Consider the following 20576-nt stretch of genomic DNA (forward strand, 5'->3'; position numbering starts at 1 on the left):
CCGGAGATGACACCGTGACCATCCATGAATCCGGGATTGGTTGCGGTTCCTTCCAAGGTCGGCTGGTCGGTGATCACGTGCAGCACGATCTTCACGTCCACGCCTGAGATGACTTGTCCGGCAGGGACAGTGACGATCTCGGCGGTACAGGGGTGTTTGGGGTCGTTCGGGCATTCGCAGAGGAGCTCGCGGCCCATCACGGTGGCAAACAACGCATCGGCCATCCGATCAGACTTCTTCCGCGGATCAGCCTTACACGTGGCCATCGCCAGCTTTTCGAGCCGCGCCATGATCAACGTCAATTCCTCAGCGGTGGAATGCGCATCCAGCACCGCCATGCCGTGGTCGGCGTTGTTGGCCCACACGCCGCGATTGTTTTTCGCGTCCTCCCGGTTCTTACGAACCAGATCGGGATCGCGGCGAAAGATGATGGCATCGACCATGTCTCGCATCCGGCCCTTCGACCACGACCCCCGCCGACCCAGTGCTTCGGCGATGCCGCGATCGATATCGGCCACGTGGGCTGAGCCTTCGATCAACTCGGTCCGCGCGATGATGTCAGGGATATGGTGCGCGGCGATGCGACCGGCCTTCAACAACGCATTCACCGCAGGCAGACGGTCCCGCAACGCCACCCCGCGGCAGATCTGCAGCTCCGCGGCCCGCTGCGTCAGGCCTTGTGCGGCAGACAATCTCGCCGCACACTGCGCGAACGGATCCAGCGCCCGCATCTCCGCCTCGGACCCGGCGGTCGGCTCTACCAAATGCCGGTGCAACATCGCCGCAGCGGCATATCGCTCCCACTCCATCCGCGACTGCTGGGCCATCGCGAGTTCAGTGTTACGCAACAACTCGTTGACACCCAGCGACTCGACAGGACCGATTTCATCGTCCCCACCTGCATCTTCGATCTCCCCCTCGAACATACATTTGAGTCTAAACGAGGGGTCCGACACTGTTGATTCCGAGAAGCGACCGATACTGGTCAGCCGTCGAGTGTGCGATGAAATGGCGCCGGATACCCAGGCTTGGGTCGGTGATCACCCAGCCAGTCACCGAGTTCAGCGGCTCGACGCGTAATCGCGGCGGTGGCGGCGCGATTCAGGTCCTCCAACAGATGCGTGCCGATCGACCCATCCGCCCGCTGATGCCATCCGCCCACGATCCGTCCGTCCCACCAAACGGTTTGCCCACCATTGCCGTTCGAATCGAACAGGTGCGGGCCATGGGGACCCAGATACCAGTCCCGCTGCTTCCAGCCCATCAGCGTCGGATCAAGTTCGGGCAACAGCAGGGCTGTTGGCGGCACGGCCTCCACGTCGTCGAGATCATCGGGCAGGACGTACCCGATCGATCCGTCGTCAAGGTCCACCTCGACCACCTCGAGAGCTGAAAGAGCATTTCTCACAGCGGTTTTTGTGGACCCCAACCACCAAACGATGTCGGTTTCGGTGCCGGGCCCGAACTGACGCAGCCATCGCCGGATCAGTTCTCGGTGCCCGGTCGCGGGATCTTCGACCGGCAGCGGCTCGCCGAGCCAATCCGACATCGCTGTCCATCTGGGCCGCGAACGCATCCAGTTACCGTCGTTGGGTCCGCGGACGATTTCACCGGCGGCGCTCATGTGGTTCAGCACCCGCGGCCCCATCTGAGCGACACCGCCCCACGACTTACCCTCGCCGTGGCTGATGGCGCCCGCCAGTTCAGGCAATTCTTTACGCAGTTCAGTGGACGTCGCCGTTCGACCGTCGACCAGAGCTCTGTCCACGGCTGCCCGCGCCTTGTCGATCCAGCCTTCCGGATCCGGGAAGTCATCGCTGCGACGCAAATCGCGCAACATGTTGGTGCGTTCACTGGCTGCGACCCGCTGCCCCACCGCACTGACCGCATCGGCCAGCGCGGGGCGGGGAAACGCGAACAGCGTGCGCCGCATCGCGAGCTGCTTGACCAGTGTTCGGTCGTCGTACAGCGCCCGATCCATGTCGGGAACATCAAAGCCCGGCATGCGCGCCCATACCGACAGATAGACCGTCGCCGGGGTGGTCGCATGAAGCGCGACCACCGCTTCGGCGGCTTCCACCGGAGTTGCAGCCGCGGAGTCGGCGATCAGCCGGTGACGTCTGAGCAGCCTCGCGCGACGTTGTTCACTGCTGATCGCCGGCTTGGTCATGATGCGGGAATGGCCGCCACTGCTTCGATTTCGACCAGCTGGTCGTCGTAAGCCAGCACCGAGACACCCAGCAGGGTGCCGGCCGGCTTGTGGTCGCCGAAGACCTCGGTCACCACGTCCCACGCGACCACCAGATCGGCCTGCAGGTGCTCGGCGACGTACACGGTGACCTTGGCGACATCGGACAGTGACGCACCCGCCTCGGTCAGCGAGAGTTCCAGGTTTGCCATGCACTGGCGGGTCTGTTCACTGACGTTTCCCGGCGCGACCGTCACCCCGTCCCCGTCGAGCGGAGCGGCCCCTGCGGTGAAGACAAAACTCCCGGGGGCGATTATTGCGCTGCGCGTGTGACTGTTTTCCGGTCGGTTGATCTGCACTGGTGACATGAATCGATCCTAGGTGTTTCGACATCGACTCCACCTGACCCCGCGCGGTTTCCCGCACTCGACCGGCAGCACTGGCACAATGCCGTCATGGGACCTGGTGTCATACCGCAAAGCGCCTATTTTGTTCTCGGTATGCCCGACCATGCACTGGTCGGCGCCGGACTCGACATCAGCCAGGCCGAGGTGTTCTTCGAGGAAGAAGCCGCGCTCGCCTCGGTTGATCACCACTACACGCTCGCCCGCGATATCGCGTCCGAGAAGGTTCTGGCATCAACCGATTGGTTTGTCCTGACCGCACTGGTCGGCGATGGCGTCAGCCCGGCCTACGGTGATCACTTCTTTGCCTACGACGAAGACGACCGGCCATGGGCAATCGCAGGTGGCTTCACCCGCGCCGAGGAGATGACGGACTGGTTGCCGTTCATCTTTGCCGTCGAAGACCTGCACGAACACTGGTCGCCGGGTGGGGTCGACGAACACCTTGTGCCCTTCGAAACAACCCGCGACGCGGGCATCGACCTCTCACGGGTCTGGTTTGCACCGGTGATGGCGCAGCGGGTGTACCCCGGCGTGACCGAATGAAAGCCGAGCGCGAACCCAGCCACACGACTCATGCTGGAATCGTCAACTCGATCGTTCCAAATGCCTTACCGCCCTTGTAGATCGGCGTAGTGGCATAGATACTCTGCCAGGTCCGCGATCATCGACCCGAAACCTGACGCGGCCGATCCTGCACATAACGCCTACACCGAAGATGGACATCGTCGATGATGGATATGTGACCCAATTCATGGATGAGATCGACAACGCGATCCACGCGCTCAGGGAGCGACTGGACGCGCTGCAGGCGACCATGACGTACGCGCCCAATCAAATGACGCCGGCAGCGCGCGAGAAGCGCATCAAACTCGACCAGAGCATCGTCGAACTTTTCACGATCAAGGCGCTGGTCGCGCCTCCCAATACGGATCCGCCGACCAAGGAACTGCGGCAGCGTCTGCACCACGTGCTGTGGGAGAACGGTCTCCTCGCCCCGAAGGCTCCCCGCTCATAACGTGCGATGTGCCCGCATGCACCGGGCTCTTGGCCTGATCTTTAGCACTGAGTCAACCCGGCGAAACCGGCGAGTTGACCCTGAACTCTGTGGAGCCCCCTGTCAGGATTGAACTGACGACCGCTCGCTTACAAGGCGAGTGCTCTACCACTGAGCTAAGGAGGCAACTGCGTGCGTGAGTATATCGCGAGACTTCCCCGGCTCCTCGCCGGCAGTCGTCGAGCGACGATCGACACCATTGAACCGTTCGAACCGGCGGTGTCCCCCAGACAGCCGATCGACCTCACCGACGATGCCGCGGTGACCGAGGTTCTCGACCTTGCGATCCAGGTAGGCGCGGTGTTGCTCGACTCGGGCACCGGTGCGATCGACACACAAACGCAGGTGCGGTTCGTGGCAAGCATGTACGGCGTCGAGAACTGCGACGTCGATGTGACGTATAACACCATCTGGGTGAGTGCACGTCGCGGTACCTCGATGACCCCGGTCACCGCCATGAAGGCCGTGCACTACCGATCGCACGACTTCACCCGCCTGGCGGCCGTCGACCGATTGGTCCGGAAGATCCGCAACCTCGCGATCGACCCCGGCGAAGCCCATACCGTCATCGACGCCATCATCGCCGCACCTCACCCCTATCGGCGATGGATCGCGACGCTCGCGTGGTCGACGATGGCCGGCGCATTGTCTGTTCTGCTCGGTGGCGGCTGGCTGGTCGCGGTGGTTGCCTTCTTCACGACCGCGGTGATCGACCGAACCAACCGGCTGCTCAACAAGATCGGCACCCCGCTGTTCTTCCAGCACATGACCGGCGGTTTCATCGCGGTGATACCTGCGGCGATCGTCTACCAGAACAGTGAGGCCCTCGGGGTCGACATCAAACCGTCACTGGTCATCGCGGCCGGCGTCGTGGTGCTGTTGTCCGGGCTCTCGCTGGTCGGTTCGGTGCAGGACGCGATCACCGGAGCCCCGATCACCGGCGGCGCACGGTTCTTCGAGTTGCTCATCATGACCGGCGGCATCATCAGCGGCGTGGGTATCGCCATCCAGTTGACGGAGGCCGCAGGCGTCTATATGCCGACGATCACCTCGACCACCGCATTCGACCTCGCCAACACGCCGGTACGGGTGATCGCCGGTGGCGCCGCCGCCGCAGCGTTTGCCGTCGCGAGCTACGCGGAGTTCCGGGCTCTGCCGACAGCATTCATCGGAGGCGCGATGGGCGCCGCCATCGTCGCAACGGCCGGCCACTACAACTTCGGGCAGATCATCTCGGCCGGGATCGCGGCCTCCATGGTCGGCCTCGTCGGCGGTCTGCTCGCCCGGCGGGCGCTGACACCGCCACTTGTTGTCGCGGTCGCGGGCATCACGCCGCTGCTGCCCGGTCTTGCCATCTATCGAGGGCTCTACGGGTTGATCGGTGGTCAGACCGTCGACGGTCTTACCGCCATCGGATCAGCACTCGGCGTCGGCTGCTCACTCGCAGCCGGTGTCACCCTCGGCGAGTTCGTCGCCCGAACGCTGCGCCGCCCCCGGATTGCGACAAAGCCGACGCGAGCGCTCCTGACCGCACGCTCGGCAATCCGCCCTGGTCGCATGACAAGCGAACCCGAGGTCGACTCCGAGGCGGAGACACAGCCGCTGCGTAAGTCGGACCTGCGCGCGGGCCTCACCGATAGACGAGTATGAGCAGGTAGAATATTCGCCATGCCTGCCAAGACCAGTGACAAAACAGATATCGCCGACGAAGATCTGGAACCAGTGGCCGACGAGACAGCAACCTCCGCGCGCCGGGTTGTCGCTGCTTATGCAGTCGATGCCGACGAATGCCGGATGTTGCTCGCAATGCTGGGAATTGCTCCGGGCGAAGCCTGATCTGTGGCAACCAAGCGATCGAATGAGTCCGACCCGCGCGCCGATTTTGTTGTGGTCGCCAACCGGCTACCGGTTGACAAGCAGGTACTCCCCGACGGCAGCGTCCACTGGCAGCAGAGCCCCGGCGGATTGGTCACCGCCCTCGAACCCATTCTCCGGTCACAGACCGGCGCCTGGGTCGGATGGTCCGGCCTGCCGGATTCGGCAGAGCATCCCGAGGTAGAAGGGCTGCAACTCTTTTCGGTGCCGTTGTCGGCCGATGAGATCGCCGAATACTACGAGGGTTTCTCCAACGCCACCCTCTGGCCGCTCTACCACGACGTGATCGTCAAACCCGAGTATCACCGCGAGTGGTGGAACACCTATGTGGCCGTCAATCGACGGTTTGCCGAAGCGGCATCGGAGGCAGCCGCCGAGGGCGCGGTGGTCTGGATCCAGGACTACCAACTGCAACTGGTACCGAAGATGCTCCGGATGTTGCGGCCCGACCTGAAGATCGGGTTCTTCCTCCACATCCCGTTCCCCCCTGTTGAGCTGTTCATGCAGATGCCGTGGCGGACGGAGATCATCGAGGGTCTACTCGGTGCCGATCTGATCGGATTCCACCTGCCCGGTGGTGCCCAGAACTTCCTGTACCTCGCCCGCAGGCTCGCAGGCCAGGCCACGTCCAAGGGACAGGTCGGCGTCCGCGCAAAGTTCGGTGTCGTCCAGGTCGGCTTCCGCACGGTCCGTGTCGGCGCCTTCCCCATCTCCATCGACTCAGGCGAACTCGATGCGCGCTCGAAATCCAAGGAGATCCGCAAGCGGGCCGCCGAGATCCGCGAAGAACTCGGCAACCCGAAGAAGATCCTTCTGGGTGTCGACCGCCTCGACTACACCAAGGGCATCGACGTCCGGTTGCAGGCGCTCGCCGAACTCCTCGAAGAGGGTCGGGTCAATCCCGACGACATCACGATGGTGCAGCTGGCCACGCCCAGCCGTGAACGGGTCGACAGCTACATCAAAATGCGCGGCGACATCGAACAGCTTGTCGGCAACATCAACGGCAACTTCAGCGAAGTCGGGCATCCGGTGGTGCAGTATCTGCACCGCCCCGTCCCCCGCGACGACCTCATCGCGTTCTTCGTCGCGGCCGACGTCATGCTGGTCACGCCGTTGCGAGACGGCATGAACCTGGTGGCCAAGGAGTATGTCGCCTGCCGCAGCGACCTCGGTGGCGCATTGGTCCTGAGCGAGTTCACCGGCGCGGCAGCCGAACTCCGGCAGGCATTCCAGGCCAATCCGTACGACACCGACGGGGTGAAGCAGGCCATCGCCGATGCCCTCGAACAGGATCCCGACGAGGGCAAGCGCCGGATGCGGGCCCTGCGGCGGCAGGTCCTCACCCACGACGTGCAGCGCTGGGCGAAGAGCTTCCTCGGTGCCCTGGGCGGCGAAACCGAAACCATGCCGAGCGAAAACCGTGGACTTGACCTCGTGTGAGTGTCGGCGGGCCGGTGGGCCGCCGAGTTCGGACCACAAATTTGTGACGAGCACTGCAATTACACCCGCCTTGCGCAGTGGATTGGACTTGGCCGGGGTGCACAGACTTAGACTCGCGTAGTGAGTGCACAAGACCTGGCTCCGGAACTGCGGCGCGCCCTCAAAGCCATCGCTCGTATGCCCAGGCTGCTCGTTGCCTCGGACTACGACGGCTGCATGGCCCCCATCGTGTCCCGACCCCAAGATGCACGACCCAATGTCGATTCGGTTCGGGCCATGCGGGCCCTGGCCGAACTCGACTCCACCACCGCGGCAGTGATCTCGGGACGCGCACTGCGCGATCTGGCAACCCTGTCGCGTCTCCCGGCCGAGGTCCACCTCGTCGGAAGCCATGGCAGCGAGTTCGACGTGGGCTTCGTCCACGAGATCACCCCCGAGGCCACCGAACTCCTCGAAACTTTGATCGTCGAACTGCGCGCCATCGCCTCCGACTTCGACAACGTGACCGTGGAGACCAAACCGGCCAGCACCGCGCTGCACGTCCGGAACGCCACCCCGGCCGACGCCGACGCAGCCCTGCACCGGGTTCGCAACGGGCCGGCAACCTGGGATGGCGTGCAGGTGACCGAGGGCAAGTCCGTCATCGAGCTCGCGATCATCAAGACCGACAAGGGCCAGGCACTCGACATCCTGCGCCACGAGGCCGGGGCCAGCGCCGCCATCTTCTTCGGCGACGACGTCACCGACGAAAAAGCCTTCCAACGCCTGCACGGACCCGACTTCGGTATCAAGGTCGGCGAGGGCGACACCCTGGCGACCTATCGAGTCGACGACACCGAACAGGTTGCCGCCGCATTGGCTTTCCTCGTCGAGGAACGTCGCACCTGGCTGAGCGGCGACGCCGCCGTCCCCATCGAGCGGCTGACAATGCTCGCGTCCCCGCGCACCGTCGCACTGGTCACCCCGGAAGCCGACATCTGCTGGATGTGCCATCCCGAGCCCGACTCCGCGGCACTGTTCGCGAACCTCCTCGGCACCGACGAGGCAGGCGAGTTCTCGATCAGCCCGATCGTCGAGGGAGACAAGAAGCCACTCCCGCTGAGCCAGCGCTACATCGACGGAACGATGACCGTCCGGACCCGGTGGGCCGGACTCGAGGTCACCGACTACCTGCCGCACGACGTCAACGTCGGCCGCACCGACCTGACCCGCGTGATCCGCGGAAGTGTGAAGGCTCGGGTGCGGTTCTCACCACGCCCAGAGTTCGGCCAGGCCGCCGTTCGCATCGAGGTGTCCGACGACGGGCTACGGGTGTCCGGCTCCAACGAGCCGTTCGTTCTGCGCGCTCCGGGGGTCGAGTGGGAGATCGAAACCGACCGCCAGCACCAGATCGCCACCGCGGTGATCCAGCTCTCCGAAGAACCGTTGGTGCTCGAACTGCGCTGCGGTTCCGAAGACCTCGAGCCCTCGTCGGTCCCGGAACCCGAGCGCCGCGCGGAGGCAGAACGGTATTGGAGTGAATGGGCCGCGACGCTGGATCTCCCCGGCATCAAACGCGACCTGATGAAGAGGTCGGCGCTGACGCTGCGCGGACTCGTCCACAGCGACACGGGTTCGATCATGGCCGCGGCCACGACCTCGTTGCCCGAGGAAATCGGCGGAGTCCGCAACTGGGACTACCGCTATTGCTGGCTGCGCGATGCGGCCATGACCGCGTCGGCGCTGGTGTCCGTCGGCTCGTTCAAAGAGGCCGAAGACTACCTGGGCTGGCTGCACCGAGTGCTCGGCACCGTCACCGGCCCCGAGTGGCTGCATCCGCTGTACACACTGGCAGGCGGCGGGCTTCCGCCCGAAGCGGTCATCGATTCACTGCCCGGATATGCCGGTTCGCGTCCGGTCCGGGTCGGAAACGCGGCCAACCAGCAGGTCCAGCTCGACGTCTTCGGACCCATCGTCGACCTGATCTCGACCCTGTCCCATGCCCGCGCCGCCGCCGACCACCCGGATCCGCTGTCGGCCGCAGACTGGGAACTGGTGCAGGACATGGTCTACGCGGTGGAGCGCCGCTGGACCGAGCCCGACCACGGTATCTGGGAGATTCGCGGCAACCCCCGCCATCACGTGTACTCCAAGGTGATGTGTTGGCTGACCGTTGACCGGGCTCTCAAGCTCGGCAAGGAGTTCGGCCGCGACACCGAACTCGGATGGCCGGTGCTTCGGGACACCATCGCACGCCAGGTCCTGAGCCAGGGCTGGAGCGAGGCGGCCAACTCCTACACCGCCGCCTACGACGGCGTCGACCTCGATGCCGCGACCCTGCAAATCGGGTTGTCAGGACTCATCGACCCGTCCGATCCGCGGTTCACCGCCACTGTCGTCGCGACAGAGGCCGAACTCCGCAGCGGCTCAACGGTGTATCGGTATCACCACGACGACGGTCTGCCCGGCGACGAAGGCGGCTTCCACCTCTGCGCCGCCTGGCTCATCGAGGCCTACCTCCTCATCGACCGGCGCAGCGATGCAGAAGCGCTGTTCGACCAGATGGTCAAGGTCACCGGTCCGACCGGACTGATCTCGGAAGAATACGACCCCATCGCCGAACGGGCCCTTGGCAATCACCCTCAGGCCTACAGCCACATCGGCCTGCTCCGCTGTGCCCGGTTGCTGAGCGAGTAGCACCGGGGCACCAAGCCCTCTCCAAGTGGACACCAAGGGCCGCCGTGGACAGTGTTCACATGAACTACCAACCACGGCGCGGGAAGAGCTTTACGTGGATCTGCTCAACCTGTACACCGAACCCGGAAACGCCGCTGCCCCCGCAACGATCTGCCGCGCCGCAACGATGCACCACCCCACGGCCCTGGCGTTCGTCGGTCCGTCGTCACAGCCTGTGATCAGCTAGCGCAACTGGACCTGTAACGACGGATCGTCGATCGGTAGATAGCCGGCCACGATCGCCCCCACCTGATAGCTGCGCAACACGACGTCGCCGCCGTGGCTGTCGAGGAAGGCGGTGTCGGCGGCATCGCGACCAGAGGCTATCCGGACCAGCGATTGACGTGGCGCGAGCCCCGTGGCGTCCACGACCACCCACCGGCCGTCGATCAACGCCTCGGCGACGGCATGAAAGTCCATCGGGTACAGACCCGGGGCGTACACCGACACCAGGCGGGCCGGAATTCCCAAGGCCCGCAACAGTGCAACCACCAGATGCGCGAAGTCCCGGCAGACACCGGCCCCCGACAGCAATGTGTCGACTGCGCCGTCGATCGGATCGCTGGCACCGAAGATGTACGAAAGTCGCTGCCGGACAAAGTTCGTGACCGCCACCAATTGGTCGGCCGCCGGCATACTCGTATCGAATTGACCCGCGGCGAAGCCGAAGAACTTGTCGGCCTCGGCATACCGGCTCGGCCGAAGGTAGAGCGAACGGTCGAATTCGGCCACTTGCGGCGGATCGGCCGGTGTCAGGACACTCGCCGAGTATTCGACGTAGAGCTCACCGGACTCCACCTGCAGCCAGTGGATACGACTACCGCTGGCCGTCACGATCTCATCCGGGACAATTCGGTTGCCATCCAACCGAATTGACAGATTCTCGTTGACCTCCGTGCCGGGGAGCCGGGCCACTGCGATCTGCAATTCGATATCGGTGGCCTTGTTCACCAGTACGTCGAGTACAGCCGAAACGTCACGTTGAGCGGTTTGCCCGAAGTCACCTGACATGGATTGGATGATCCCTTCCCCGAATGGTCTGCCGAGTCAGGAACTCGAGTTCTGCAAGGCCCCGATGGGATCAGCGTAGAGCGCTCCGAGCGATACCACCACGGCTGCACCCTCCTGGACGCGCGCACCGAACCGCGGCGGCGACAGTTCCATCGGCCCCAGCCCGCTGGCCGCATCGAACGCCGCCTGCACCGGAGCCAGACCATGGCGATGTTCGGCAAAGACATGGCCGGCCAGGACCACCCGATCGGGATTGATCAGGTCGCGCACCAGAGCCACCATCTCGCCGAGCACTCGTGCTCGTTCGTCGTGCAACGCACCCGCATCGCCCCCGGCGGCCACCGCGTCGTCGAACACCTTGCGGCCGACAACATCCTGCAAGACCGATTGCGCCTGCCCCGTCAACAGCGGCGCGTGCACCGGCAGATGGCCGATGTTGCCGGGACGCTCCTGGACTCTGCCGTCGATCGTGATTGCCAGGCCGACCGTCTCACGAACGTAGAAGAGCAGATCGGTGCCGGTGGTGTTGTCGGCACCGGCCAGGAGCAACTCGGCCGCCGCCATTGCCTGAACGTGCTGACTCACCGATACCGGCAACCCCAACTCGTTCTCCAGGGCTTCACCGACCGGCGCCCGCCGCCACCCGAGTTGAGCATGGTCGACGCTGCCGTCCTCGTGGACCGTGCCACCAATAGCGGCACCGGCCCACAGCGGTACCCGCTGGGTGAAAGATCCGGCAACCAACGCCGCCCGCCGCGCGATCAGCCGGAGAGCCTGCTTTGCCGGGCCGACCGGCGTCGACATCGCGACCGTCTGCAGTGGTCGGCCACCCAGGTCCGCAACCATCAGCAGGGTCGAACGCGCACCGATGTGCACCGCGATCACACAGAATCGATCCCGATCGAGAGTCAACGGCACCTTCGGTCGCCCGATCGCGCCGGACGCAACCAGGTCCGGACGTTCCCGTACGAGTCCTAGCCGGTCGAGTGCCTGCAATTGCCTGTTGACCGTCGCCGGCGACAAGCCTGTTGCCGCAGGCAGCCGGTCCCGCGTCACGGGTCCCTGCGTGCGGACAGCCCGGAACACCACCGCGGCAGCGCCATCACCCCGCTCAAAAGACACGGTCCGTGATTCACCGGTTCGGGCTCGTGTGCGAGATCCGCCTTCCGCTTCGTCAGACCCCATGGTGGAAAAATCTACCGGTCGCAGCGCACCTAGACTGCACACCATGACAATTGCAGCCAGCACCGCGTCCAATACTGGTGATCGCAAGGTCGCCGTTGTAACCGGAGCCAGTTCGGGCATCGGCGAGGCCACAGCCAGAGTTCTTGCTGCGCAGGGCTATCACGTGGTGGTCGGCGCCCGCCGCATCGACCGCCTCGAGAAGCTTGCCGACGAGATCGATGGAACGGCGCTTCCCCTCGATGTCACCGACGAGGAATCCGTGCAGAAATTCTGCGCACAGATCCCGGCGGTCGACGTCCTGATCAACAACGCCGGGGGTGCGAAGGGTCTTGCCACCGTCGCCGAGGCGAACCTCGACGACTGGCGCTGGATGTGGGAGACCAACGTCCTGGGAACCCTGCGGGTGACCAAGGCGCTGCTGCCGAAACTCATCGACTCCGGCGACGGACTGATCGTCACCATCAGCTCGATCGCCGCCATCGAGGCCTACGACAACGGGGCCGGCTACACGACGGCCAAACATGCTCAAGCGGTTCTGCACCGGACGTTGCGGCCCGAGCTTCTCGGCAAGCCGGTCCGGCTGACCGAGATCCAGCCGGGCATGGTCGAGACCGAGTTCTCACTTGTTCGCTTCGACGGCGACGCCGAGAAGGCCGACAAGGTCTACGAGGGACTGACGCCACTCACCGCCGAGGATGTGGCCGAGGTGATCGGCTTCGTCGCCAGCCGTCCGCCTCACGTCAATCTCGACACGATCCTGCTGATGCCCCGAGACCAGGCCTCCGCCCGCCGAAACATCAAGACGGGCTAGGGGTTTTCGTATGTTCGTATGAACATCCCAAGGTTCGGTAACACATCGCGCACCCCGGTCGAAGTCCAGACATAATCCTTGAGCGGGTAACCGGTCCCCCACCATGGCGGGCCAGGGTCCGCACCGGACCTTGGAGACTCGAGTGAGCTATCCGTACGATGCTGCACCCACCGGACCGATCTCGACTCCACCCAACGACCGCAAGCAGATCGTCATCGTGCTTGCGGTCGTTGCGGCATTGCTGCTGGCGTTCCTGGGCATCGGTGCGGCATACCTGTTCACGGACTCCGAAAGCAAGGTCAAGGCAACGACTGCGCCAGAGCTCGTATTGGAGGCGGCCAACAGCACCGGCACCGACCCGTTCACACCGTCGGTCGCAGTCAGCAACCGCCCTCTGGACTCGGCCGTGACCGGACTCGCTCCCGTGGGAGCGCCCACCGTCCGCGGTGTCGAAGGGATCGACGGCACCACCGGCGGTCTCTACGGCGCCGATGGTGACGCGGTCTGCGACACAGCAGCTCTGGCCAACCACCTGGCCGACAATCCGGCCAAGGCCAAAGCCTGGGCGAGCGTATTCGGGATCAGCACCGAACAGATCCCGTACTACCTCGACACACTCACCCCGGTTGTCCTGACCCGCGACACCTGGGTCACCAACCACAGCTACTCGAGTTCCGGTGCGTATGCATTCCAATCTGTGTTCGAGGCAGGCACTTCGGTACTCGTTGACGCCTACGGCGTACCACGCGTTCGCTGCTCGTGCGGCAATCCTCTTGCGCCACCGGCAAGTACACCGGTCGCCGGGTATCGAACCGTCGGTGACCCTTGGCCGCGCTATGCACCTCGGCAGGTCGTGTACGTGACCTACAACAACGAGCACACGACGATCGTCAACAACACCACGACCGTCGTCCCGGCACCCAACCCGGCACCGACACCGGTCGCACTGACCCTGCTGGACCTGAACACACTACAACCACTGATCCGCGCGGTCGGCGGCATCCTGAACCTCGAAGGCCTTCCGCCACTGGCCGAACCACTGCCGTCACCGGCAGCCCTCAATACTCCGTTCACGTCCGCCGATCCAGAACAACAGGCGGCCAACGGAATCCAGGCCGACGGGCAGCCGGATCCGGAGGTCCAGCGTCGCGCGGCAGCTGAAACATCTGAGTCGTCGACAACCGACGTGCCGGCGCCACAAGCTGAGGTTCCCGGCGAATCAACGGTCCCGGCAGCTCCGGTGCCTTCCGATCCGGCAGTGCCCGTGGCCCCTTCGTCCTCCAGCGCACCTGCCAACCCGCCCGCCGACGAGGTTCCGGCAGTACCGGCGCAGAGCTCCAGCGTGGCCCCGACGCCGACGGTGTTCACCGGCAGCGGTGACATCATCTCGAGTTTCACCTTCACCGCCGAAAAAGCATCGATCACCTGCACGGTCCCCGACCCGACTCAGGCAACAGCAGAACTCAGCTGTACGGACGATGTGAAACGAACGGTGTCGACGAGCTCGCTGACACAGTCGTCGGTGACCTCGTCGACGGACAGCCTCGGGATCTGGACGGTCAAGCTGACCGACGTCACCGATCCGGAGAATCCGGCGACCGAGACGGTGACGATCACCAAGGCGGCGTGGACCGTCCTCCCGACCGCCACCGTGGCCCCGCCGGAACCCGAAGTCGCACCGGCGACGGAGACTCCGACCACGCAGGCCCCGACGGTCACCAGTGAGCCCGCCACCGCATCATCGGCACCTGCGGCGGGCTGACCCAGCACGGAACACAACGATGCCCCGAAGCGAAACCCTTCGGGGCATCGATGTGCGGCCACTCCGCTGCCATCATGGGCTGTCGTACTAGACTGGCGAGCACATTTCCAGGACGACCGGGGGGTCACTCATGGGTGAGTTCAATCTGGACTCTGATGCGTTGGGGCGCGTCACCTCGTCAATCCAGCAGTTGGCGGAGCGAATCGACAGGTACCACCTCAGAACCGGTACGACATTCAGCGAGATCTCCTCAGCATTCACCGGCGCCACCGCATCACTGACAGATGTCGCTGTCAGTGGCGACGATGCGGTACAGACTTCGTTGGACAACGCGGCCGGTCAGATCCAGTCATGGTTCGAACTGCTCTCCAACACTGCAGTGGCCTTTGAAGACAAAGACCTCGAAAATTCACAAATGATTCACAACGCGGGCGCACTGCCCACGGCCTACGTCATCGACCCGAACAACCAACGGTAACGGGCACGAATGACACCGACCTACAACAGCATTTCTACCTGGAAGCCAGAGATGCTGACCGAAATAGCAAGCGCCGTGCGCGAGATCCAACACGGACTCAACTCAGAGACCGCCAACATCGGCGACCCGGTCCTGAACCTCACCGACACAGAATGGTCAGGGAACACACGCTCAGCTGCCGACATCCGCGCGCAGGATGAAACCCGTTGGTTACGAACGCTCTCAGACAAGTTCGGAGATCTTGCCACGAATCTGGAAGATGCGGTTTCCGACATCAGAAGTGCGATCGATGTGCTCAAAGCCACCAAAGGTGATGCCGACGAAGCCGGCTACGTGCTCCGCACTGACGATCCCGGCTACACAGTCGACTTCGACAGCGAGCTGGCGCCTGAAGGCGCCGAGTTCGACCAAGATTCGGCCGACTACTGGCATTGGCGACTCTCCTCGCAAGCCACCGACGCGGACACCACCGTGACTTCTGCCGGGACGGCCATCGCCAGCGGTCTGACTTCCATCTCGAATCTGACGCCGGCGTCCCTCGCACAGAACTCGATGACCATCGACCCACAAGAGGCACAGTCGGACGCAATCGCCGTCATGAATGGGACCGCAACGCCTGAGCAACGCGCACGGTTCGACAATGCGATGACCCTGACACGTGATCAACTCAGTGCACTCAACCGGGGTGAGCCCATCTTCGTTCCAGAAGCACAACTGCAGTACATTGCACACGCTACAGGTGCAATCGATGTCGGCAACGGAAGAGTAAGTGGCATCAGCAGTTTCGACCAGTTCGGTACGCGGCCAGGGGAGGAGGGCCTCCGCACATCGCTTGCCAATGGTTTGCAGATCTTGTCCAATCCAAATGTGAAGTCCAGCGGAAATTGTCCGTACGACAAGGGTGGATTCGATCTCCTCCCGCAGTCGATCAAGGATTCGCTCACGAGGGAAGACCTCGCTGAGAGCGGTGACTACGGGCGCTTTTGGCTCAACGGCGTGAACGACAATCAAGCCATCGGCCGGTTGCTCCAGGCTGGAGATAGCCGCTACCAAACCGGCACGGATTTGGACAAACGCATGATCGAAGTTGGTCGCCAATATCTTGACCTGCAAACGAGGTACGAGCAGGAGACAACTGACGGTTTCCGCAACTTCTTCGTCGACGGAAAGCAAGTCGAAGACCCGGGCACCATCACCGAGGACATATTTGCCGGCGCCGGACCCGACGATATCGCGGTCCATGCGTCGCTGACCAATCCAGACAGTGGCCAGGACTTCATCCATGATCTGCTCACTCACGAGTGGACCGACGACGGAAAAGCCGCGGCGACGCTTCTGACCACCGACGTCAACGACGCAACGGTCGAGGATCCATCGAACCTCAACGACGCGTTCACCGCCAGAAAAACGGGCGAGACCATGGAAGCCGTTGCAAAATACATGGCATCCAACGACGGTTGGTCAACACTCAGCGACATGCCCGGCTTGGGTGGACAATCGGTCGGCCAAGTCAATCCCGAGCTACTCCGGACAATCTCGGATTCGATGTCCCCGTACATCCTTGAGCTGGCAGGCGGCAACACTCCGAACACACCGGGCTTCGATCCCGATGACAACTGGACAGATCCTGGCAAGACCACGAACACCGGCCACTACGCCGGCACCGCAAATATCTTCGCCACGATGAATACTGACGAGAAAGCGGGCACCAACTTCATGGGGCACGCAATAGATGACATGTGGAATGAAGAGGGCAAGTACGGCGAGGATCCAAACGCCAAGGGGTCAGGCGCACACCTGACAAACATAGGAAACCTGCATGGTCTCATCGACAAGTCGACAATGATGGCCACACAAGACGCATACGACGACGAATACGACGAAAACCTCAAAGCCTGGGAGATGAAAGGGAAGGCATTCGACTTTGCAGCCGACATTGCCGGAATAGGGATCGACAAAGTTCCTGGCAGCGAACTGGCAGAACCGGGGATCAACCACGAGAGAGAGCTCCTGAAATCGAGCCTGATCGGTGACGCGCCGACCCACCAAGAGGCCGGACTTTCCGGACCCAATTTCGATGAGATCCGATACAACGTCGCTCAACAGATACCCCCTGAGGTGTTTCGCGATATCGCACCCGATTTCACTACGGCCTACCCTGACTGGTTCGACCCCGACGGCCATCTTCTTCCACTCGACGATATTCGAGAACTGAAAAACGTCAATGGCGAAAAAGCCTATTCTGCAAACCAGGTCTCCGCTGGACTGTCTACCGCGATACGAACAATCGACACATCGCCACATAGCGATAACACCGATATCAATATCGCCTACGGTAAGATCGTCAAAGACCAAGGGTCCGAGACACCTTCGGAACAGGAGCCACGTTGAAAAGGCCTCCTCTTTCCACGTTAGTCCTGAGTGCGATTCTCTGCCTCTTCGCTTGCAGCACGACTGATCACGAAGTACCAAATTCATCGACACCACCGGAACCGACACCAGTCAACTATTCGATTCTCTGGTCCACAACACCCGGCGTCGACCTACAGGCGCGCCCCGCCGAGCTAATCCGCGCAGTCATTGGCGGTGCCGAAATGACGCAGTGGTACGGATCGCTGAAGTCATTTCCGGGCTATGCGGCTGCTATCACCGGATCGGAAGGCCGACTACTTGAACCGTGGGCTCGGCAGATTGTGCCGATCGACTTACGGAAACCAGTCCCCTCGGTGGTGTATTCGTATCATCTCCTCGATGTAAAAGCGTCCGTCGACACGATCACAGGCACGACATGTGGGTTCCGGCAAAGTATGGTCCGTTCAAATCCACCATCATCCCCACCGTCCTCGACCTACGTCGCACCGAAGAACTTCAGATCCGCGTTCCACGAGACGGCATACCGGATAACCATGACCAAACCCGCCGATCAGCCCGCGGGAGCCAGCGGCACCCGTGACGAGGACCCCGCCGAAGAAACGTCAAGGTCTCCCCGTGTTCCCACCTGGAATGTGTATGGCTCGTGGACGATTCATGACATCGAGATCCTCGGCCCGGACTCTCCCGACCGCAATCCTGTCGGCTGCACCGACTGGTGGAAGCAACGTTTCCCGTCGATCGTCCCCGACGGCGCAGGAGACTTCACCGCGCCGCCCGAAGGCTTTGAAATGAAGCTACCCCAACCCCAACCCGCGACCTTCCCCGAGTGGATTTCACCGGGAAAGACTGCAGCATAGGGCAATAGCGGCCGACCAGGTCAGCCGACCGGTGCTTGCGGTGCCCCGGCATCCCGGCATTGCCGGGATGCCGGACACGTCCGGCGCATTCGTCGGTGTGGTTCAGATGTCTCAAGTGGCCTGTCTGCCGCGATACGAACGATCGCCACATCGCGACAACACCGACATGAATGTCGCCTACGATAAGATCGTCAAAGACCAAGGGGCCGAGACACCTTCAGAACAGGAGCCACGTTGAAAAGGCTTCCTCTTTCCGCGATTGCCCTAGGCGCGATTCTCTGCCTCTTCGCATGCAGCACAACCGATCCAGAAGCCCCAAGCCCATCCACAGCAATAGAACCGACCCCGATCAACTATTCGAGTAATTGGTCTTCATCCCCTGGACTCGACCTCCAGGACAGGACCGCCGAACTCATTCGCGCGGCGCTGGGTGGTGCGGAAATGACGCAATGGTACGGCTCACTGAGGTCGTTCCCGGGCTACGCAGATGCGATAGCCGGATCTGAAGAACGGCTGCTCGAACCGATGGCCTGGCAGATTGTGCCAACCGACTTGGCGACCCCGGTGCCAACGTGGGCGTATTCATATCATCTACTGAACGTCGACACCTCAGACAGAAGCATCACCGGCGAGGTCTGCTCGATCCGGCAAAGCATGATCCGTCCAAATCCACCATCGTCCCCACCGTCCTCGACCTACGTCGAACCAAAGAACTTCGGACCCGCGTTCCACCAGACGGCATACCGGATAACCATGACCAAACCCGCCGATCAGCCCGCGGGAGCCAGCGGCACCCGTGACGAGGACCCCGCGGAAGAAACGTCAAAGTCTCCCCGTGTTCCCACCTGGAATGTGTATGGCTCGTGGACGATTCATGACATCGAGATCCTCAGCCCGGACTCTCCCGACCGCAATCCTGTCGGCTGCACCGACTGGTGGAAGCAACGTTTCCCGTCGATCGTCCCCGACGGCACAGGAGACTTCACCGCGCCGCCCGAAGGATTTGAGACGAAGCTGCCACAACCTCAACCCGCAACCTTCCCCGAGTGGATTTCACCGGGAAAGACTGCAGCATAGGGCAATAGCGGCCGACCAGATCAGCCGACCGGTGCTTGCGGTGCCCCAGAGTTCGCAGGCGTCGTCGGGATGCCTGATATGTCCGGCGCATTCGTCGGTGTCGCAGGCGCCGACTGCACGTCGGGCGTACCACCGATCGCCGACAACGACTTCCAGGTTTCCCAGTCGTAGATCCAGTCGAAGATGTCGCCATCGGCCTCGGACAGTGGGATCCGGGTGTTGATGACCTCGACCGGGTCGCCGTACATCGCGGTGCTGAAGTACTGCTCGGCGTCTTCGAGCGAGAGGTTGATGCAGCCGTTGGTGACGTTCGAAGATCCCTGGACTCCAAGGGTTGCCGGGTTGGCGTGGATGAACTCACCGTTGTTGGAGATCCGGACCGCAAAGCGCTCGAGCACGTTGAAGTAACCGGCGGCCGGGTTGCTCATGTAGAACTGCTCATGCTTTTCGCTGACGACATGGATGCCGGAGCGGGTGACGTTGCGGTCGAGGTCACCTTCGCCGTAGCTACACGGCAACGTCATCAGTGTGTTGCCGTCGTTCTGCACAACGATCTGATGTGAGTCGGCGTCGGCCTTGACGATCTGGTTGCGTCCGATCACGAAGTCGCTTGTGACGTCGGCCTCGCCGTAGCTGCCGTCGCCGTAGTTCACGCCGTAGAGTTTGCCGACCATCGACACCGTGGTGCCCGGTTGGTAATAGTCCTTGGTGCGCCAGTGCACACGGGACCCACCGTCTTCGCCCAGCCAGCCCCAACTACCCTCGGTCGCCGGTGTGGTGGTGACCGTCAGCGCCTTCTCGACGGCTTCCTTGTCAGTCACGACGCCGTCGAACTTGAGCATCAGCGGTGCCGCGATCCCGACTTCCTGACCGTCGGCGATGTTGATCACCAGACCGATCTGGCTGTCCGGGGTGAGGGTGCCGAAAGTACCGTTGATCGGGACAGCCTTGCCGTCCTCCCCCATCGCCGAACCCGCCCACGTGTACTGGCCGCCGTAGCCAAGCGGTTCGGTGATCGTGAAGGTGGTGCGGTCGGCCGACAGTTCGCCGGATACCACCCGTCCGCTCGCATTGGTCAGTTGCACATCGGGATTGAGCACACCGTCGGAGACCTTGACCGACACCACCTCGATGGGTGAGGCGTCGGGCACGTCAAGAGCGGGGCTGTACGAGATATCAGCTTTCGGCTCCGACGGCGCCTTGCTCCCGCCGGCACCGCCGGTCGAGTCGTCGCCGGTACTGCAGGCCGCAGCAGTCACCCCGGCCGCACCGACGGCTATCGCCGTGAGGGCCGCGCGCCGAGACAGCAGCAGACGGTCACGGTATTCAGTCATGCGCCA

Annotated in this window: 18 protein-coding genes and 1 tRNA gene; 12 read left to right on the forward strand and 7 right to left on the reverse strand. The window is 63.0% G+C overall.

Annotated elements, in window-relative coordinates; all coding sequences use genetic code 11:
- The 3 genes from AC56PL_RS26200 to AC56PL_RS26210 form a co-directional block, all read right to left on the reverse strand.
- Window positions 1-926, reverse strand: a 926-nt coding sequence (locus tag AC56PL_RS26200; RefSeq protein WP_497155657.1) for a DUF222 domain-containing protein, incomplete at its 3' end; no start/stop codon positions are given.
- A gap of 59 nt (window positions 927-985) precedes the next feature.
- A complete protein-coding gene (locus AC56PL_RS26205; RefSeq protein ID WP_497155658.1) occupies window positions 986-2170 on the reverse strand; it encodes a winged helix DNA-binding domain-containing protein in 1185 nt (394 codons plus the stop codon).
- Window positions 2167-2556: a Rid family hydrolase gene (locus AC56PL_RS26210; protein WP_495517180.1), complete on the reverse strand. Its 390-nt coding sequence runs from the start codon at window positions 2554-2556 to the stop codon at window positions 2167-2169. Before AC56PL_RS26210 ends, AC56PL_RS26205 begins: the two co-directional genes overlap by 4 nt.
- 87 nt (window positions 2557-2643) lie before the next feature.
- Between AC56PL_RS26210 and AC56PL_RS26215 the strand changes: the two genes are divergently transcribed.
- On the forward strand, window positions 2644-3138 hold the full coding sequence (locus AC56PL_RS26215) for a hypothetical protein (RefSeq protein ID WP_495517179.1): 495 nt from the start codon (window positions 2644-2646) through the stop codon (window positions 3136-3138).
- 172 nt (window positions 3139-3310) lie between these two features.
- Window positions 3311-3610 (forward strand): hypothetical protein, encoded by a 300-nt coding sequence (locus AC56PL_RS26220; protein WP_495517178.1) that lies wholly within the window; start codon window positions 3311-3313, stop codon window positions 3608-3610.
- A gap of 90 nt (window positions 3611-3700) precedes the next feature.
- Here the strand turns inward: AC56PL_RS26220 and AC56PL_RS26225 are convergent.
- A tRNA-Thr gene (locus tag AC56PL_RS26225) sits at window positions 3701-3775 on the reverse strand.
- 6 nt (window positions 3776-3781) lie between these two features.
- Between AC56PL_RS26225 and AC56PL_RS26230 the strand changes: the two genes are divergently transcribed.
- The 4 genes from AC56PL_RS26230 (at window position 3782) to otsB (ending at window position 9643) form a co-directional block, all read left to right on the forward strand.
- The gene (locus AC56PL_RS26230) at window positions 3782-5299 is read left to right on the forward strand and encodes a threonine/serine exporter family protein (RefSeq protein WP_497155659.1); all 1518 of its coding nucleotides are present in this window, start codon (window positions 3782-3784) and stop codon (window positions 5297-5299) included.
- A gap of 18 nt (window positions 5300-5317) precedes the next feature.
- Window positions 5318-5485 carry a hypothetical protein gene (locus tag AC56PL_RS26235; RefSeq protein WP_495517176.1) on the forward strand — a complete coding sequence of 56 codons (168 nt, stop codon included), beginning with the start codon at window positions 5318-5320 and terminating at the stop codon, window positions 5483-5485.
- Between the two features lie 3 nt (window positions 5486-5488).
- On the forward strand, window positions 5489-6967 hold the full coding sequence (locus tag AC56PL_RS26240; protein ID WP_495517175.1) for a trehalose-6-phosphate synthase: 1479 nt from the start codon (window positions 5489-5491) through the stop codon (window positions 6965-6967).
- A gap of 120 nt (window positions 6968-7087) precedes the next feature.
- Window positions 7088-9643 (forward strand): trehalose-phosphatase, encoded by a 2556-nt coding sequence (gene otsB / locus AC56PL_RS26245; RefSeq protein ID WP_497155660.1) that lies wholly within the window; start codon window positions 7088-7090, stop codon window positions 9641-9643.
- A 222-nt stretch (window positions 9644-9865) separates the two neighbouring features.
- Here the strand turns inward: otsB and AC56PL_RS26250 are convergent, their stop codons facing one another.
- Complete coding sequence (locus AC56PL_RS26250; RefSeq protein WP_497155661.1) at window positions 9866-10693, reverse strand: transglutaminase-like domain-containing protein; 828 nt, start codon at window positions 10691-10693, stop codon at window positions 9866-9868.
- A gap of 36 nt (window positions 10694-10729) precedes the next feature.
- Window positions 10730-11815 carry an ROK family protein gene (locus AC56PL_RS26255; RefSeq protein WP_497155662.1) on the reverse strand — a complete coding sequence of 362 codons (1086 nt, stop codon included), beginning with the start codon at window positions 11813-11815 and terminating at the stop codon, window positions 10730-10732.
- Window positions 11816-11921: 106 nt separating this feature from the next.
- Between AC56PL_RS26255 and AC56PL_RS26260 the strand changes: the two genes are divergently transcribed.
- The 6 genes from AC56PL_RS26260 (at window position 11922) to AC56PL_RS26285 (ending at window position 19236) form a co-directional block, all read left to right on the forward strand.
- Entirely contained in the window at window positions 11922-12689 is a 768-nt protein-coding gene (locus AC56PL_RS26260) for an SDR family NAD(P)-dependent oxidoreductase (RefSeq protein WP_497155663.1), read from the forward strand.
- 142 nt (window positions 12690-12831) lie between these two features.
- Window positions 12832-14451 (forward strand): DUF6777 domain-containing protein, encoded by a 1620-nt coding sequence (locus AC56PL_RS26265; protein WP_497155664.1) that lies wholly within the window; start codon window positions 12832-12834, stop codon window positions 14449-14451.
- A 130-nt stretch (window positions 14452-14581) separates the two neighbouring features.
- Entirely contained in the window at window positions 14582-14929 is a 348-nt protein-coding gene (locus AC56PL_RS26270) for a hypothetical protein (RefSeq protein WP_497155665.1), read from the forward strand.
- Between the two features lie 9 nt (window positions 14930-14938).
- A complete protein-coding gene (locus AC56PL_RS26275) occupies window positions 14939-17320 on the forward strand; it encodes a TPR repeat domain-containing protein (RefSeq protein WP_497155666.1) in 2382 nt (793 codons plus the stop codon).
- 203 nt (window positions 17321-17523) lie between these two features.
- Entirely contained in the window at window positions 17524-18159 is a 636-nt protein-coding gene (locus tag AC56PL_RS26280) for a hypothetical protein (protein ID WP_497155667.1), read from the forward strand.
- A 234-nt stretch (window positions 18160-18393) separates the two neighbouring features.
- Window positions 18394-19236 carry a hypothetical protein gene (locus AC56PL_RS26285; RefSeq protein ID WP_497155668.1) on the forward strand — a complete coding sequence of 281 codons (843 nt, stop codon included), beginning with the start codon at window positions 18394-18396 and terminating at the stop codon, window positions 19234-19236.
- A gap of 20 nt (window positions 19237-19256) precedes the next feature.
- Here the strand turns inward: AC56PL_RS26285 and AC56PL_RS26290 are convergent, their stop codons facing one another.
- Window positions 19257-20570 carry a L,D-transpeptidase gene (locus AC56PL_RS26290; protein ID WP_497155669.1) on the reverse strand — a complete coding sequence of 438 codons (1314 nt, stop codon included), beginning with the start codon at window positions 20568-20570 and terminating at the stop codon, window positions 19257-19259.
- Window positions 20571-20576 lie beyond the last annotated feature (6 nt).

The organism is Williamsia sp. Y721 (assembly GCF_059683565.1).

Coding starts and splice junctions, on each gene's coding strand:
- AC56PL_RS26260 (WP_497155663.1), top strand. CDS start 11,922: ATGACAATTGCAGCCAGCACCGCGTCCAATACTGGTGATCGCAAGGTC.
- AC56PL_RS26275 (WP_497155666.1), top strand. CDS start 14,939: ATGACACCGACCTACAACAGCATTTCTACCTGGAAGCCAGAGATGCTG.
- AC56PL_RS26280 (WP_497155667.1), top strand. CDS start 17,524: ATGACGCAGTGGTACGGATCGCTGAAGTCATTTCCGGGCTATGCGGCT.
- AC56PL_RS26215 (WP_495517179.1), top strand. CDS start 2,644: ATGGGACCTGGTGTCATACCGCAAAGCGCCTATTTTGTTCTCGGTATG.
- AC56PL_RS26290 (WP_497155669.1), bottom strand. CDS start 20,570: ATGACTGAATACCGTGACCGTCTGCTGCTGTCTCGGCGCGCGGCCCTC.
- AC56PL_RS26205 (WP_497155658.1), bottom strand. CDS start 2,170: ATGACCAAGCCGGCGATCAGCAGTGAACAACGTCGCGCGAGGCTGCTC.
- AC56PL_RS26250 (WP_497155661.1), bottom strand. CDS start 10,693: ATGTCAGGTGACTTCGGGCAAACCGCTCAACGTGACGTTTCGGCTGTA.
- AC56PL_RS26235 (WP_495517176.1), top strand. CDS start 5,318: ATGCCTGCCAAGACCAGTGACAAAACAGATATCGCCGACGAAGATCTG.
- AC56PL_RS26220 (WP_495517178.1), top strand. CDS start 3,311: ATGGACATCGTCGATGATGGATATGTGACCCAATTCATGGATGAGATC.
- AC56PL_RS26270 (WP_497155665.1), top strand. CDS start 14,582: ATGGGTGAGTTCAATCTGGACTCTGATGCGTTGGGGCGCGTCACCTCG.
- AC56PL_RS26210 (WP_495517180.1), bottom strand. CDS start 2,556: ATGTCACCAGTGCAGATCAACCGACCGGAAAACAGTCACACGCGCAGC.